Source organism: Cellulomonas sp. P2_B4, assembly GCF_056404795.1.
Window position 1 is genome coordinate 193,421 of the sequence record NZ_JBFUDI010000002.1, and the last position, 15,161, is coordinate 208,581.

Sequence of the window (15,161 nt, forward strand, 5' to 3'; positions counted from 1 at the left end):
GCCGGTCACGCCGAGACGCGCTCCGCGACCGGCTCCAGCACCTCGGCGAGGAAGCGGCCGGTGTGCGAGTCCGGCGACATCGCGATCTGCTCCGGCGTCCCCTCGGCGATCACCAGGCCGCCGCCGCTGCCGCCTTCGGGCCCCATGTCGATGACCCAGTCGGCGTTCTTGATCACGTCGAGGTTGTGCTCGATCACGATGACCGAGTTCCCCTTGTCGACCAGCGACTGGAGCACGCCGAGCAGCTTGCGGATGTCCTCGAAGTGCAGACCGGTCGTCGGCTCGTCGAGCACGTAGATCGTGCGACCGGTCGAGCGTCGCTGGAGCTCCGCGGCGAGCTTGACGCGCTGCGCCTCGCCGCCCGAGAGCGTCGGCGCCGGCTGACCGAGCCGTACGTACCCGAGCCCGACGTCGACCAGCGTCCGCAGGTGTCGCGAGATCGCCGGGACCGCGGCGAAGAAGTCGGCGGCCTCCTCGATCGGCATCGAGAGCACGTCGGCCACCGTCTTGCCCTTGAAGTGCACCTCGAGCGTCTCGCGGTTGTAACGGTCGCCGTGGCAGACCTCGCACGGCACGTAGACGTCGGGCAGGAAGTTCATCTCGATCTTGAGCGTGCCGTCGCCCGAGCACGCCTCGCAGCGGCCTCCCTTGACGTTGAACGAGAACCGGCCGGGCGTGTAGCCGCGGACCTTCGCCTCGGTCGTCTCGGCGAACAGCCGGCGCACGTGGTCCCACACGCCCGTGTAGGTGGCCGGGTTGGACCGCGGCGTGCGCCCGATCGGTCCCTGGTCCACGTGCACGACCTTGTCGAGGTGCTCCAGACCGGTGACGCGCTTGTGCCGTCCGGCCACCTGGCGCGCACCGTTGAGCTCGTTCGCCATCACCGTGTAGAGGATGTGGTTCACGAGCGTCGACTTGCCCGAGCCGGACACCCCCGTCACCGCGGTGAGGGTGCCGAGCGGGAACGACACGTCGATGCCCTGCAGGTTGTGCTCGCGCGCGCCGACGACGGTGACCTGGCGCTTCTTGTCGATCAGGCGCCTGACCTGAGGCATCGGGATGGTCCTGCGGCCCGAGAGGTACGCCCCCGTCACCGACTCGGCCGACGCGAGGAGCCCGTCCAGGTCGCCGGAGTGCACGACGCGACCGCCGTGCTCCCCCGCACCCGGGCCGATGTCGACGATCCAGTCGGCGGTGCGGATGGTGTCCTCGTCGTGCTCGACGACGATCAGGGTGTTGCCCAGGTCGCGCAGGCGCGTGAGGGTCTCGATGAGGCGCCGGTTGTCGCGCTGGTGCAGGCCGATCGACGGCTCGTCCAGGACGTAGAGCACGCCGACCAGGCCGGAGCCGATCTGCGTCGCGAGCCGGATCCGCTGCGCCTCGCCGCCGGAGAGCGTGCCGGCCGGACGCATGAGCGAGAGGTAGTCGAGGCCGACGTCCAGCAGGAACCCGAGCCGTGCCTGGATCTCCTTGAGCACCTGCGTCGCGATCGCGCGCTCGCGCTCGCCGAGCTCGAGGGTGTCGAGGAACTCGCGCGCCTCACGGATGGGCAGGGCGCAGACCTCGGCGATCGACCGACCGCCCACCCGCACCGCGAGCACCTCGGGCTTGAGCCGGGCGCCGCCGCACACGGGGCACGGGACCTCCCGCATGTACGCCTCGTACTTCTCCTTGCTCCAGTCCGAGTCCGTCTCGTTGTGGCGGCGCTCGAGGAACGTGATGACACCCTCGAAGCCCGTCGAGTACTGCCGCTCACGGCCCCAGCGGTTCTTGTAGCGGACCTTCACCTCGTGGTTCTGGCCGTGCAGGACCGCATCCCGGGCACGCTGCGGCAGCGCGCGCCACGGCACGCTCGTCGAGAAGCCCATGTCCGCCGCCAGCGCCGTCAGCACCCGGCCGAAGTACTCGCTAGAGATCTGCGCCCAGGGCGCGACCGCGCCCTCGTCGAGCGACAGGTCCTCGTCGGGGACGACCAGGTCCGGGTCCACCTCGAGCTTCGAGCCGAGGCCCGTGCACTCGGGGCAGGCGCCGTAGGGCGCGTTGAACGAGAACGTGCGCGGCTCGATCTCGTCGAGCGCCAGCACGTGGTCGTTCGGGCAGGCGCGGTGCTCAGAGAATCGCCGCTCGCGATTCAGGTCGTCGATGTCGGCGTCCACCAGCTCGACGACGAGCAGGCCGCCGGCCAGGCCGAGCGCGGTCTCGACCGAGTCGGTGAGCCGCCGCTGGACGCCCTCGCGAGCCACGAGACGGTCGATGACCACCTCGATGTCGTGCTTGAGCTTCTTCTCGAGCGTCGGCGGCTCGGTGAGCTGGACGACCTCGCCGTCGACGCGCGCGCGGGCGAAGCCCTTGCTCTGCAGCTCCTTGAACAGGTCGGCGTACTCGCCCTTGCGGCCACGGACGACCGGCGCGAGCACCTGGTAGCGCGTGCCCTCGGGAAGCTCGAGCAGCCGGTCCACGATCTGCTGCGGCGTCTGCGCGGTGACGCGCTCGCCGCAGATCGGGCAGAACTGCGTGCCGGCGCGGGCGAACAGGAGGCGCAGGTAGTCGTACACCTCGGTGATCGTGCCGACCGTCGACCGCGGGTTCCGGTTGGTCGACTTCTGGTCGATCGACACCGCGGGCGACAGCCCCTCGATGAAGTCGACGTCGGGCTTGTCCATCTGCCCGAGGAACTGGCGCGCGTACGCCGACAGCGACTCGACGTAGCGCCGCTGCCCCTCCGCGAAGATGGTGTCGAACGCCAACGACGACTTGCCCGACCCCGACAGCCCGGTGAACACGATGAGCTTGTCGCGCGGGAGATCGAGGTCGACGTTGCGGAGGTTGTGCTCGCGGGCGCCCTGCACCACCAGACGTTCGTTCACGCCCGGGAGTCTACGTCGCGCCACCGACAATCGCACATCTGTTCGACGTGAGCGAACGCACATCGCGCTCGACGTGCTGGCCGACAACCTCCGGGCCATGCTCACGCCATGGACCGTGACGACGACCCGGCACCGGTGCCGATCGAGGAGTACGCCGTGCTCGGCGACGGCGCGACGGCGGCCCTCGTGAGCCGACGCGGGTCGATCGACTGGATGTGCCTGCCGGCCTTCGACTCGGCCGCGTGCTTCGCGCGCCTGCTGGGCACGCCGGACAACGGGCGCTGGCTGCTGACGGTCCGCGGAGCGACGTCCGTGACGCGCCGCTACCTCGACGACTCGTTCGTCCTGGAGACGACGTACGAGACACCGACCGGGTCGGCGGTCGCGCTGGAGGCGATGCCGCTCAACGACGGCCGGTCGGACATCGTGCGCCGTCTGGAGTGCACGCGCGGGCAGGTCGAGGTCGAGCACGAGTGGATCGTCAGGTTCGGCTACGGCGCGATCGAGCCCTGGGTGCACCACGTCACGGACCCCGACGGTGCCGACACGATCCGGGCCATCGCCGGTCCGGACTCGCTGCTTCTGCGGGGCGACCGGCTCCCCAAGGCCCACGACCACCGCCACTCCGACCGGTTCACGCTGCAGGAGGGTGAGGCCGTCGAGCTGGCGCTGACGTGGACGCGCTCGTGGGACTCCGTCCCGCCGCGGCTCACCATCCCGGACCGGCTCGACGAGACCCGGATCGACTGGGGGCTCTGGGCGCGCAGCTGCGCCTATCAGGGCTCGTACCGCGAGGTCGTCGTCCGCTCGCTCCTCGTCCTTCGCATGCTGACCGACCAGGAGACCGGGGGCATCGTCGCCGCCGCGACGACGTCCCTGCCCGAGGACTTCGGCGGCAGCCGCAACTGGGACTACCGGTACTGCTGGCTGCGCGACGCGGCCATGACGCTCGAGGCCCTCCTCGAGCACGGGTACGAGGACGAGGCCTCGGACTGGCGCGGCTGGCTGCTGCGGGCGGTGGCGGGCAGCTCGGCGGACCTGCAGATCATGTACCGGGTCGACGGGGGCCGGGAGCTGCCCGAGCGCGAGCTCGACCACCTCGCGGGCTATGCGGGGAGCCGACCCGTCCGGGTAGGGAACGCGGCCGTCGGGCAGATGCAGAACGACGTGCTCGGCGAGGTCATGTGCGCCCTCGAGCAGGCTCGGGAGGCCGGGGTCGCGGAGACCGACGACTCCTGGGCCCTGCAGCGGCACCTCGTCGACCATCTGCTGGGCCACTGGCGTGAGCCGGACCGCGGGATCTGGGAGGTCCGCGGCGACCCGCAGCACTTCACGCACTCGAAGGTCATGGCGTGGGCGGCGGTCGACCGGGCCGTGAGGGCCGCCGAGCGCTACGGGCTCGACGCTCCGACGGACCGGTGGCGCACGGAGCGCGACGCGATCCACGCGGACGTGCTCGAGAACGGGTGGGACGCGGAGCGGGAGACCTTCGTGCAGTCGTACGGCTCGTCGCACACCGACGCCGCACTGCTCCAGCTCGCCCAGGTCGGGTTCCTGCCGTCGGACGACCCCCGCATCAGGAGCACCGTCCGCGCCATCCGCGCCGAGCTCGAGATGGCGCCGGGGCTGCTGCGCCGCTACCGCACCGAGCACACCGACGACGGCGTCCCCGGGGACGAGCACGCGTTCCTGGCCTGCTCGTTCTGGCTGGCGGACGCCCTCGCGCGGGTGGACGACGTGGACGCCTCGACCGAGGTGCTCGACATCCTCACGGGCCTCGCGAACGACGTCGGCCTGCTCGCCGAGCAGTACGACCCCGTCGGTCGCAGGATGGCCGGGAACATGCCGCAGGCCCTGTCCCACCTGGCCCTCGTACGCGCGGTGCACAGCCACGACCTGGCGGTCGAACGGAGGGGTTCATGACGTCCGACGACGAGGTCCTCGAGATCCGGTCCGTGTCCGTCGGCCCGATGGACAACAACGCCTACCTCCTGACCGAGCGCAAGGACGGCGCGCAGCTGCTCGTCGACGCCGCCGACGAGCCCGAGCGACTGCTGGAACTGCTGCGCGAGGGCTCGTCGTCGGCCCGGCTGGATGCGGTCGTCACCACCCACCGCCACCCCGACCACCACCGCGCGCTGGCCTCGGTCGTCGCGCTCACCGGCGCACCGTCCTTCACGGGGGCCGACGACGCCGACGCGATCCACGAGGCCACCGACGTCCCGGTGACCCGCCGCCTGCACCACGGCGACGTCGTCACGGTCGGTCACGTGACCCTCGAGGTCATGGCGCTGCGCGGCCACACCCCCGGCTCCGTCGCGCTCGCCTACCGCGAGCCTGCGGGACGGGTCCACCTGTTCACGGGCGACTCGCTGTTCCCGGGCGGTCCCGGCGCGACGAGGTCCCCGGAGGCGTTCGCGTCGCTGATGGCGGACCTCACGGAACGGGTCTTCGACCGGTTCGACGACGACACCGTCGTGCACCCGGGCCACGGCCGCGGCACCACGCTCGGCGACGAGCGCCCGCACCTCGACGAGTGGCGCGCCCGCGGCTGGTGACCTACTGCGCGAGCACCTGCTCGCGCACCTGCCGGCGCAGCACCTTGCCGACCTGCGAGCGGGGCAGCTCGTCGAGGACCTCGAGCCGGCGCGGCAGCGCGTACCGAGCGACACGCTGCTCGCACCATGCGCGGACCGACTCGAGGTCGACGCCCGTCGTACCGGGCTCGAGCACGACGGCGGCCACGACGGTCTCGCCGAGGTCGCCACCCGGGATGCCCACGACGGCGACGTCCGAGACGCCCGGCATCTGTCGCAGGGCGTCCTCGACCTGCGACGGGTAGACCTTGAACCCGCCGCTGACGATGAGCTCCTTGAGGCGGTCGACCAGGACGACCCACCCGGTCTCGTCGATGGTCACCATGTCCCCGGTCCGCAGCCACCCGTCGTCGAGCAGCTGCTCGGCGGTCTCGTCGGGCCGCTGCCAGTAGCCGGCGAAGACCTGAGGCCCGCGGATCAGCAGCTCGCCGCGCTCCCCCGGCGGGACGTCGCGCGAGGCGTCGGTCGGGTCGACGACCCGGATCTGCGTACTCGGGAACGGGAGCCCGAGGGTTCCGGGCCGACGACCGTCGGTCAGCGGGTTGCCGAGGGCCACGGGCGAGGTCTCGGTCATCCCGTACCCCTCGATCACGAGCCCGCCGGTGGCGCGCTCCCACCGCTCGGCCGTCTCGGCGGGGAGGGCCATGGCGCCGGAGATCGCGTACCGGAAGGACCCGAGGTCGCCGGGCTTCGCGGCACCCGCCAGGCGGTCGAGCATCGGCGGGACGGCCGGCAGGAAGGTGCCGGGCAGTCGCTGCTGGGCCTCCAGGACCATCGCCGGGTCGAAGTTCGGGAACACGACGAGCGTGGCCCCGACGCGGATCGCGTAGCTGAGGCAGAGCGTCAGCCCGAACGCGTGGAAGAACGGGAGGCAGCCGTAGACGACCTCCGTGTCCGGCTCGGCGGCCGTCCACGCCTGGCCCTGGACGGCGTTGGCGACGAGGTTGCGGTGCGTGAGCATCGCGCCCTTCGGCGTCCCCGTCGTCCCCCCGGTGTACTGCAGGAGCGCGAGGTCGGTCGACTCCGGACCGGGATGAGCCGGGTCGATCGGCTCGGTCTTCGCGACGAGCCGGTGCCACATCGGGAACGCGGGCGGGACGGGACCGCGCATCGCCGCTCGGACCTTGCGCGCCCGGGGCACGGGCAGCCGCAGCTTCCACCGGCGGGTCAGCGGCAGGTCGGCGGTCAGGTCGACGGCGACGACGGCGCGCAACCGCGTCGTCGTGAGCGAGGAGAGCACGGCCGGGACCGCCTTCTCCCAGACGAGGGCGACGACCGCGCCGGAGTCGGCGAGCTGGTGGGCGAGCTCCCCGGGCGTGTAGGTCGGGTTGTGCTCCACGACGACGGCACCGATGCGCAGCACCGCGTAGAACGCGACGACGTGCGCGGTGCAGTTCGGGATCACCAGCGCGACGCGGTCCCCGGGCTGGACGCCGAGATCGAGGAGCGCCTGAGCACCGCGGGCCACCCGGTCCGCCAGCTCGCCGTAGGACGTCTGGCCGGTGAGGAAGTCGACCGCGACGCGTTCGGGGCACCGCAGCGCCGCGCGGTCCAGCGCCGCACCCAGGGGCTCGTCGGGGATGGTGACCTCGTCCGGAGGATGCGCCGTCGTCATAAGCCCACCCTAACCTACGGTTGCGTAAGTTACGCGCCAGTAACCCAGCGCGTGACGGTCACCCCGTCCGGCTCCACCTCGAGCCCGACGCGGGCGAACGAGGCGCGCTGAAGCACCCGCTCGCTGGCCGTGTTGTCCAGCATCGTCAGGGCGTGCACCTGCGGCGCGCCCGCGGCGAAGGCCCAGGCCGACAGGGCCAGGACGGCCGAGGTGGCCAGCCCTCGTCCGCGCCCCTCGGGAAGCAGCGCGTAGTACAGGTACGGGCCGTCGACTCGCACGGAGAGCCCGATCGTCCCGACGGGCACCCCTGCGGTCTCGACGACGAACCGGCCGCCGCGGCCGTCCCGCCGCAGGTCCACGTTCCGGATGATCCGAGCACGCGCCTCCTGCTCGCTCACGTCCGCGGGGTAGTACGTCCACCGCGTCACGTCGGGGACCCGCGAGAGGGCGTGGTCCAGCGGCCAGTCCGCTTCCGCCACCGGGCGCAGCCGGCCGCCGTCGAGGTCGAGTACGTCGGGCATCTCCATGTCAGGCCTCCGGCGGCCCGAGCACGGAGTTGGCCACGGTCGAGTGGGCGGACTCGTCGTCCGACGGGTGGAAGAGCCCCGCGAGCACGTCGCGGTACAGCCGGCCGAGCTCGTTGCCGCTGAAGTACGAGCCGCCCCCGGACACGCGGATGGCATCGTCGACGACCACCCGGGCCGACTCGGTCGCGCGGACCTTGAGCCCCACGAGCTGGGCGAACCAGCGCGCGCCGTGGTCGGCCTGCTCGTCGACGTCCCGCGCCAGCGCGAAGACCTGCAGCTCGGCTCCGTCCTGCGCCAGCACCGCGTCGGCGATCCGCCAGCGGATGTCGGGGTCCTGCGCGTAGGCACGCCCGTCGTACTTGAGCGACGTCCGGCGCTGCGCCGCGGCCACCCCGAGCTCGATCGCGCGGCGGCCGATCCCCGTGTAGACGGCGGCCAGGAGCACCTCGAACACGGCGAAGAGCGCAAAGATGAACGGGTCGGCGCTCGGGCCGGGCGGCAGCGAGCGGTAGACGCGGTCAGCGGGAGCGAAGGCACCGTCGAGCACGGTGGTGGCGGACTGGGTGGCTCGCATGCCCAGGGTGTCCCAGTCGTCGCGGGTCTGCACCTCACCGTCGCCGCGCGAGACCACCCCGTGCACCAACAGCGGGTTCTGCAGGTCCGACTCGTCCAGGCCGAAGGTCGCCAGGCGAGTCCACACCGGGGAGAGCGACGTGAAGATCTTCGTGCCGAAAAACCGGTACCCGCCGTCGTCCTGCCGCTCCGCACGCGTCCGGGAGCCGAACATCACCAGGTCGTTGCCCGCCTCCGAGTTGCCGAACGCGAAGACCTCCCCCGCCGCGGCGTCCCGCAGGATGAACTCGACCGAGTCGTCGCCGCGGCCGGCGAGGAGTGCAGCCAGCCCGGTCACCACCAGGTGCATGTTGACGGCCAGTGCGGTCGCCGGCGCCGCCGCCGCGAGGCGCACCTGCTCGCGCGCGACCTCCTCGAGGGTCAGGCCCGCGCCGCCCAGCGCTTCGGGGACGAACGCTCTCAGGTAGCCGGCCGCGACCAGGTCGGCCAGATCGTCGTGCGGGAACGTGTTGTCGCGGTCGTGCCCGGGCGCGCGCTCGTGGACGCGGGCCAGGAGGTCGTCGGTGAGCAGGGTGCGCAGCGTGCGTGGCATGCGAAACACTCTGCCACCACGGTCAGGCAGGATGTCCTCCATGCCTACCTACGCCGTCCGCTACACCTACGACCGGACCAAGGACGACACGCGCGACGCGGTCCGCCCGGTGCACCGGGCGTACCTGAGCAGCCTCGGTGAGCTCCTCGGCTCAGGACCGCTCGTCGACGGGGCTCCCGGAGCGCTCCTCGTCCTCCGGACCGCCGACCGGGCGTCGCTGGACAGGATCCTCGCGGMCGACCMGTTCGCCCTCGACGACGTCATCAGCGAGACCGACGTCCGCGAGTGGGACCTCGTCCTCGGCCCCTGGAGCGCCTGACGCCTCGGCGCGGGCGTCCCGCCGGGCCTTCCAGAGGCTCGCGATCGTCGTCACCCCGAGGATGAGGACGATCGAGACCAGCGACGCCCAGGTGGGAATCTCGGGAGCCCACGGCACCGGCTCGCCGCCGTTGATGAAGGGCACCTCGTTCTCGGCCAGCGCGTGGAAGATCAGCTTGAGCCCGATGAAGCCGAGCAGCACCGCGAGGCCGATGTTCAGGTAGACGAGCTTCTTCAGCAGGTCGCCCAGCAGGAAGTACAGCTGCCGCAGGCCCATGAGCGCGAACAGGTTCGCCATCAGCACGAGGTACGGCTCGCTCGTCAGCCCGAAGATCGCCGGGATCGAGTCGAACGCGAAGAGCAGGTCCGTGGCACCGAGGGCGACGAGCACGATGAGCATCGGCGTGATCAGCCGGCGCCCGTTCTCCACGATCGTCAGCTTCACGCCGTGGTACTCGTCCGTCGCCGGGAACCAGCGCTGGACCAGCCGCAGGATCAGCGGCGGCTTGAACTCGTCGTCGTCGGACTCCCCCTCGCGCCCCACCCGGAACGCGGTCCAGACGAGGAACGCGCCGAAGAGGTAGAACACCCAGCTGAACGCGTCGATGACGGCTGCGCCGGCCCAGATGAAGATGCCGCGGAAGATCAGCGCCAGGATGATGCCGACCAGGAGCGCGGTCTGCTGGTACTGCCGTGGAACCGCGAACTTGCCCATGATCAGCAGGAACACGAAGAGGTTGTCCACCGAGAGCGAGTACTCGGTGAGCCAGCCGGCGTAGAACTGCCCCGCGTAGTCGGCGCCGGCGGTGAGCCACACGCCGATGCCGAAGAGCACCGCGAGCCCGATGTAGAACGCCAGGTAGCGCACGCACTCGGCGGTCGTCGGGATGTGGGGCCGACGGGCGACCACCGCGACGTCGACGACGAGCAGAGCGCCGACGAGGCCGAGCGAGACCGCCCAGATCAGGGGTGTGACATCCACGTGCTAGCCGTCAGCTCTCGTTCGAGGGAACGACGCGCACGTCGTTCCGGGTCTTGATCAGGCTCGCGACCGTCGCGACGGCGAGCGTGCCGAGGATGAAGGTCAGCGACACCCAGATGGGGATCTCGGGGGCCCAGTCCACGGGTTCCCCGCCGTTGATGAAGGGCAGCTCGTTCACGTGCAGCGCGTGCAGGACGAGCTTGACGCCGATGAAGCCGAGGATCACGGCGAGCCCCTGCGACAGGTACACCAGGCGGTCCAGCAGCCCGCCGATCAGGAAGTACAGCTGGCGCAGGCCGAGCAGGGCGAACGCGTTCGCGGTGAAGACGATGAACGCCTCGTTGGTCAGGCCGTAGATCGCCGGGATCGAGTCGAGCGCGAAGAGCACGTCGGTCGAGCCGATCGCGACCATGACGACGAGCATCGGCGTGAACAGCCGCTTGCCATCGATCCGGACGCTCAGCCTGTCGCCGTGGTACTCCTCCGTGGTCGGCAGGACCATCTTGAGCATCCGCACCGCGATACCGTCGGGCTGGTCCTTCGGCGCGTGCTCCTTGTCGTGGTGCTCGCGGGCCAGCTTGACGGCCGTGTACACGAGGAACGCGCCGAAGATGTAGAACACCCAGGAGAACTGCTCGATCGCGGCGGCGCCGGCCAGGATGAAGATCGTGCGGAGCACCAGCGCGATGACCACGCCGACGAGCAGCACCTTCTGCTGGTAGATCCGGGGCACCGCGAACTTCGTCATGATGATGAGGAAGACGAAGAGGTTGTCGACCGACAGGCTCTTCTCGGTGATGTACCCGGCGAAGTACTGGGTGCCGAAGTCCCAGCCCCAGACCATGCCGAGCGCGACCCCGAAGACCAGGGCGATGGCGATGTAGAAGATCGACCACTTCACCGACTCGGAGAACGTCGGCTCGTGCGGCGTGCGCACGTGGGCGTAGAAGTCGAAGATGATCAGCCCGACGACGAAGACCGCCGTCCCTGCCCAGACCCAGCCGGACACATCCATGGATACACCTCCGGTACGAGAACATCGTGACCGAAGGTCTCCCCCGCCCGCGCGTGCTGCGTGTCGCGGACCGATCGCGCCGGGCCCCGTGCGGACAGGTCCGTGATGACGACGTGATCGTGACTGGGGTACTCCCCTTCAACGTCGGCAAGCATAGGCCACGCCGCCCGTGCGTCCCATGTGACGCTCACTGCAGGCAGAACTCGTTGCCCTCCGGGTCCGCCATGACGATCCAGAAGCTGTCCGGTCCCTCCTGGCCGTCGAACACCTGGAGCTGGATCGCTCCGAGCGCCTCGAGCTCCGCCGCCCGCGCACGGACGAAGGCCGCCCGCTCCGGCGGGGCGATCTTCGCGGCCACGTTCACGTCGAGGTGCACGCGGTTCTTGGCGGTCTTGCCCTCCGGCACCCCCTGGAACAGCAGACGCGGTCCGACGCCGTCGGGGTCGACCGCCGCGAAGATGTTCTCCTCGGGCGCGCCGACGGACTCCAGGAAGTCGCTCCACGTCGCGTGCCCGTCCGGTGGTGGCTGCTGGACGTAGCCGAGCACCTCGATCCAGAACCGGCCGAGCGCCTCAGCGTCACCGGCGTCGAACGTCACCTGCACCTCGACAGCCATCGCGTCCTCCTCCTAGGCCGTGGCGGCCTGCATCTGGCGCAGCTCCTTCTTCATGCCCGAGATCTCGTCGCGCAGCCGCGCCGCGAGCTCGAACTGCAGCTCCGCGGCCGCCGCGTGCATCTGGTCGGACAGCTGCTGGATCAGGTCCGCGAGCTCGCCGGCCGCCGCACCGGTCAGGCGCGTTCGCTCGTCGCGCGGGGCACCCCTCGAGCCGAACCCCGGGACCGGCGCCTTGCCGCGGCTGGTCTGCCGTCCGCCGCCGCCGAGCAGCTCGGCCGTGTCGGCGTCCTCGCGGGCCAGCAGGTCTGTGATGTCGCCGATCTTCTTGCGCAGGGGCGTCGGGTCGATGCCGTTCTCGAGGTTGTAGGCGATCTGCCGGTCGCGGCGTCGGGTGGTCTCGTCGAGCGCCTGCGCCATGCCGTCAGTGATCCGGTCGGCGTACATGTGCACCTCGCCCGACACGTTGCGTGCCGCGCGGCCGATCGTCTGGATGAGCGAGCGCCCCGAGCGCAGGAAGCCCTCCTTGTCGGCGTCGAGGATGGCCACGAGCGACACCTCGGGCAGGTCGAGACCCTCGCGCAGGAGGTTGATCCCGACCAGCACGTCGTACTCGCCGAGCCGCAGCTCGCGCAGCAGCTCGACGCGCCGCAGCGTGTCCACCTCGGAGTGCAGGTACCGGACGCGGACGCCCTTCTCCAGGAAGTAGTCCGTGAGGTCCTCGGCCATCTTCTTGGTGAGCGTGGTGACGAGCACGCGCTCGTCCTTCTCGACGCGGTCGTGGATCTCGCCGAGCAGGTCGTCGATCTGACCGGTGGTCGGCTTGACGATCACCTGCGGGTCGACCAGTCCGGTGGGCCGGATGATCTGCTCGACGAAGCCGTCGGAGATGGACAGCTCGTAGTTGCCCGGCGTGGCCGAGAGGTAGACCGTCTGCCCGATCCGCTCGACGAACTCCTCCCAGCGCAGCGGACGGTTGTCGGTGGCGCTGGGCAGCCGGAAGCCGTGGTCCACCAGCGCGCGCTTGCGCGACATGTCGCCCTCGAACATCGCGCCGATCTGGGGCACCGTCACGTGCGACTCGTCGATGACCAGCAGGAAGTCCTCGGGGAAGTAGTCGAGCAGCGTGTTGGGCGCCGTCCCCGCCGACCGGCCGTCGATGTGCCGCGAGTAGTTCTCGATGCCGGAGCACGAGCCGATCTGGCGCATCATCTCGATGTCGTACGTGGTGCGCATGCGCAGCCGCTGGGCCTCGAGCAGCTTGTTCTGCCGCTCCAGCTCGCTCAGCCGGTCCTCCAGCTCCACCTCGATGCCCGCGATCGCGCGCTCCATGCGCTCGGGGCCGGCCACGTAGTGCGTGGCCGGGAAGATGTGGATCTGCTGCTCCGCGCGCACCACGTCGCCGGTCAGCGGGTGCAGCGTGGCGATCGCCTCGATCTCGTCGCCGAAGAACTCGATCCGGATGGCGAGCTCCTCGTACACCGGGATGATCTCGACGGTGTCGCCGCGGACGCGGAAGGTGCCGCGCGTGAACGCCATGTCGTTGCGGGTGTACTGCATGGTCACGAACTTGCGCAGCAGCTGGTCGCGGTCCACCCGGTCGCCCACGGACAGGGCGACCATGCGGTCCACGTACTCCTGCGGCGTACCGAGGCCGTAGATGCAGCTCACCGAGGCGACCACGATCACGTCCCGGCGGGTCAGGAGCGAGCTCGTCGCCGAGTGCCGCAGGCGCTCCACCTCGTCGTTGATCGACGAGTCCTTCTCGATGTAGGTGTCCGTCTGCGCGATGTACGCCTCGGGCTGGTAGTAGTCGTAGTACGAGACGAAGTACTCGACCGCGTTGTTGGGCAGCAGCTCCCGGAACTCCGTGGCCAGCTGGGCCGCGAGCGTCTTGTTGGGCGCCATGACCAGCGTGGGCCGTTGCAGCTTCTCGATCAGCCAGGCCGTCGTCGCCGACTTGCCGGTGCCGGTGGCGCCCAGCAGCACGACGTCCTTCTCGCCCGCGGTGATGCGCGCCGCGAGCTCCTTGATCGCCTTGGGCTGGTCGCCCGACGGCGTGTACTCGGAGATGACCTCGAACGGGGCGACGGTCCGCTGCAGATCGGTGACGGGACGCATACGACAACCGTACGGTCCCCCACCGACACCCGCGGGCCCGGGAGCTCAGTCGAGCGTGCCGGCCGTGACGCGCAGGTCGCTCTCGACGCTGGCCGCGGTCTCGACGATCGCGAGCAGCGCCGTCGCCGCGGCCTCCGTCGACAGCCCCGCGCGCGGCACGTGCACGAACCCGCTGCGCACCTCGGGCCGGGACGCGAGCAGGTGCTGGAGCGCGTAGAAGGTCGCGTTGCAGACGTAGGTGCCCGCCGAGTACGAGACCTCGGTGGGCGTCCCGGTCGCCTGCGCCGCAGCGAGGCACGCCTTGACCGGCAGCGTCGTGAAGAACGCCGCCGGCGCACCCGCGATCACGGGGACGTCGACAGGTGCGGAGCCGTCGTTGTCGGGGATCCGCGCGTCGATGAGGTTCACCGCGACCCGCTCGATCCCCACGGCCTCCCGTCGCCCGGCCTCGCCCACGGCGACCACGAGCGTCGGGGACAGCTCGGCGATCGCCGTCCGCAGCACCTGCCGGGCGCCGCGGAACGAGACCGGCAGCTCCCGCACCGCGAGGTCGTCGCCGGTCCACCGGGCCGCGACCTCCTGGACCGCCAGCCACGACGCGTTGACCGGCTGCGCCTCGAACGGCGCGAACCCGGTCAGCAGGATCACGGGGTCTCCGCCGAGAGCTCGTCAGCCCGCTCGACCGCGAGCCGCTCCCAGAGCGCGTCCACCTGGACGCGCAGGTCGTCGTCGCTGCCGGTCCCGTCCAGCACAACGTCCGCGACCGCGAGCCGCTCGGCGTCCGTCGCCTGGGCGCCGACCCGCGCCTCGGCCGCGCCGCGGTCCATGCCGCGCAGTCGGACCAGCCGCTCGACGCGCAGGAGGGCGGGTGCGTCGACGACGACCACCACATGGAAGTCGTCGGCCTGCCCGGTCTCGACGAGCAGCGGGATGTCGTGCACGACGACCGCCCCGTGGTCGACGGCGGCCGCCGCCGCGGAGCGCTCGGCCGAGAGCCGGCGCACGATCGGGTGCACGATCGCGTCGAGCCGCGCGCGGGCCGCGGGATCGGCGAAGACGATCGATGCCAGGGCGCTGCGGTTCAGGGAGCCGTCCGCGGCCTGCACGCCGGTACCGAACTCCTCGACGACCGCGTCCAGGCCGGCCGAGCCCGGCGCGACGGCCTCCCGCGCCAGGAGGTCGGAGTCGATCACCACCGCTCCGAGCTCCGCCAGTCGCCGTGCCGCGACGGACTTGCCGGCCGCGATCCCGCCTGTGAGTCCGATGCGTTGCATCCGTCCATACTGCCGTGCCCGTCGAGCCGCGCGCACGGGCAGGGGAAAAGCCAGCGGGCCGGCCACC

At 71.0% G+C, this 15,161-nt stretch carries 12 protein-coding genes and 1 pseudogene; 3 read left to right on the forward strand and 10 right to left on the reverse strand.

The features are described from left to right. Positions 1-5: 5 nt before the first annotated feature. Positions 6-2,867, reverse strand: a complete 2,862-nt coding sequence (uvrA, locus tag AC1DZC_RS03510; protein WP_477042260.1) for an excinuclease ABC subunit UvrA — start codon at positions 2,865-2,867, stop codon at positions 6-8. A 108-nt stretch (positions 2,868-2,975) separates the two neighbouring features. Between uvrA and AC1DZC_RS03515 the strand changes: the two genes are divergently transcribed. Together AC1DZC_RS03515 and AC1DZC_RS03520 are read left to right on the forward strand one after the other, a co-directional pair. After that, positions 2,976-4,790 carry a glycoside hydrolase family 15 protein gene (locus tag AC1DZC_RS03515; RefSeq protein ID WP_477042261.1) on the forward strand — a complete coding sequence of 605 codons (1,815 nt, stop codon included), beginning with the start codon at positions 2,976-2,978 and terminating at the stop codon, positions 4,788-4,790. After that, a complete protein-coding gene (locus AC1DZC_RS03520) occupies positions 4,787-5,425 on the forward strand; it encodes an MBL fold metallo-hydrolase (RefSeq protein WP_477042262.1) in 639 nt (212 codons plus the stop codon). Before AC1DZC_RS03515 ends, AC1DZC_RS03520 begins: the two co-directional genes overlap by 4 nt. A gap of 1 nt (position 5,426) precedes the next feature. Here AC1DZC_RS03520 and AC1DZC_RS03525 read toward each other — a convergent pair whose 3' ends face one another. From AC1DZC_RS03525 to AC1DZC_RS03535, 3 genes are read right to left on the reverse strand one after another with little or no spacing between them, the layout of a single operon-like run. Beyond that, positions 5,427-7,079 (reverse strand): AMP-binding protein, encoded by a 1,653-nt coding sequence (locus AC1DZC_RS03525; protein ID WP_477042263.1) that lies wholly within the window; start codon positions 7,077-7,079, stop codon positions 5,427-5,429. A gap of 29 nt (positions 7,080-7,108) precedes the next feature. Then, entirely contained in the window at positions 7,109-7,606 is a 498-nt protein-coding gene (locus tag AC1DZC_RS03530) for a GNAT family N-acetyltransferase (RefSeq protein ID WP_477042264.1), read from the reverse strand. Position 7,607: 1 nt separating this feature from the next. Beyond that, on the reverse strand, positions 7,608-8,771 hold the full coding sequence (locus AC1DZC_RS03535; protein WP_477042265.1) for an acyl-CoA dehydrogenase family protein: 1,164 nt from the start codon (positions 8,769-8,771) through the stop codon (positions 7,608-7,610). 40 nt (positions 8,772-8,811) lie between these two features. On the opposite strand from AC1DZC_RS03535, the pseudogene AC1DZC_RS03540 reads away from it, so the two are divergent. Next, a pseudogene (locus AC1DZC_RS03540) lies at positions 8,812-9,000 on the forward strand (YciI family protein); the annotation flags it as partial. Here the strand turns inward: AC1DZC_RS03540 and AC1DZC_RS03545 are convergent. From AC1DZC_RS03545 to coaE, 6 genes are all read right to left on the reverse strand, one after another. Continuing rightward, entirely contained in the window at positions 8,923-10,071 is a 1,149-nt protein-coding gene (locus tag AC1DZC_RS03545; protein ID WP_477042266.1) for a TerC family protein, read from the reverse strand. The pseudogene AC1DZC_RS03540 and the gene AC1DZC_RS03545 sit on opposite strands and share 78 nt — an antisense overlap. 10 nt (positions 10,072-10,081) lie before the next feature. Continuing rightward, positions 10,082-11,086: a TerC family protein gene (locus tag AC1DZC_RS03550; protein ID WP_477042267.1), complete on the reverse strand. Its 1,005-nt coding sequence runs from the start codon at positions 11,084-11,086 to the stop codon at positions 10,082-10,084. A 187-nt stretch (positions 11,087-11,273) separates the two neighbouring features. Beyond that, positions 11,274-11,702 (reverse strand): VOC family protein, encoded by a 429-nt coding sequence (locus AC1DZC_RS03555; RefSeq protein WP_477042268.1) that lies wholly within the window; start codon positions 11,700-11,702, stop codon positions 11,274-11,276. 12 nt (positions 11,703-11,714) lie between these two features. Beyond that, on the reverse strand, positions 11,715-13,820 hold the full coding sequence (gene uvrB / locus AC1DZC_RS03560) for an excinuclease ABC subunit UvrB (protein WP_477039017.1): 2,106 nt from the start codon (positions 13,818-13,820) through the stop codon (positions 11,715-11,717). Between the two features lie 45 nt (positions 13,821-13,865). Beyond that, on the reverse strand, positions 13,866-14,468 hold the full coding sequence (locus AC1DZC_RS03565) for a pyroglutamyl-peptidase I (protein WP_477042269.1): 603 nt from the start codon (positions 14,466-14,468) through the stop codon (positions 13,866-13,868). Further along, positions 14,465-15,094 carry a dephospho-CoA kinase gene (gene coaE / locus AC1DZC_RS03570; RefSeq protein ID WP_477042270.1) on the reverse strand — a complete coding sequence of 210 codons (630 nt, stop codon included), beginning with the start codon at positions 15,092-15,094 and terminating at the stop codon, positions 14,465-14,467. The genes AC1DZC_RS03565 and coaE overlap by 4 nt, the downstream gene beginning before the upstream one ends. Positions 15,095-15,161 lie beyond the last annotated feature (67 nt).

What these genes read in the sequence shown, in the direction of transcription:
- AC1DZC_RS03515 (WP_477042261.1), top strand. Translation starts at nt 2,976, where the DNA reads ATGGACCGTGACGACGACCCGGCACCGGTGCCGATCGAGGAGTACGCC.
- AC1DZC_RS03520 (WP_477042262.1), top strand. Translation starts at nt 4,787, where the DNA reads ATGACGTCCGACGACGAGGTCCTCGAGATCCGGTCCGTGTCCGTCGGC.
- AC1DZC_RS03525 (WP_477042263.1), bottom strand. Translation starts at nt 7,079, where the DNA reads ATGACGACGGCGCATCCTCCGGACGAGGTCACCATCCCCGACGAGCCC.
- AC1DZC_RS03530 (WP_477042264.1), bottom strand. Translation starts at nt 7,606, where the DNA reads ATGGAGATGCCCGACGTACTCGACCTCGACGGCGGCCGGCTGCGCCCG.
- AC1DZC_RS03535 (WP_477042265.1), bottom strand. Translation starts at nt 8,771, where the DNA reads ATGCCACGCACGCTGCGCACCCTGCTCACCGACGACCTCCTGGCCCGC.
- AC1DZC_RS03550 (WP_477042267.1), bottom strand. Translation starts at nt 11,086, where the DNA reads ATGGATGTGTCCGGCTGGGTCTGGGCAGGGACGGCGGTCTTCGTCGTC.
- AC1DZC_RS03555 (WP_477042268.1), bottom strand. Translation starts at nt 11,702, where the DNA reads ATGGCTGTCGAGGTGCAGGTGACGTTCGACGCCGGTGACGCTGAGGCG.
- uvrB (WP_477039017.1), bottom strand. Translation starts at nt 13,820, where the DNA reads ATGCGTCCCGTCACCGATCTGCAGCGGACCGTCGCCCCGTTCGAGGTC.
- coaE (WP_477042270.1), bottom strand. Translation starts at nt 15,094, where the DNA reads ATGCAACGCATCGGACTCACAGGCGGGATCGCGGCCGGCAAGTCCGTC.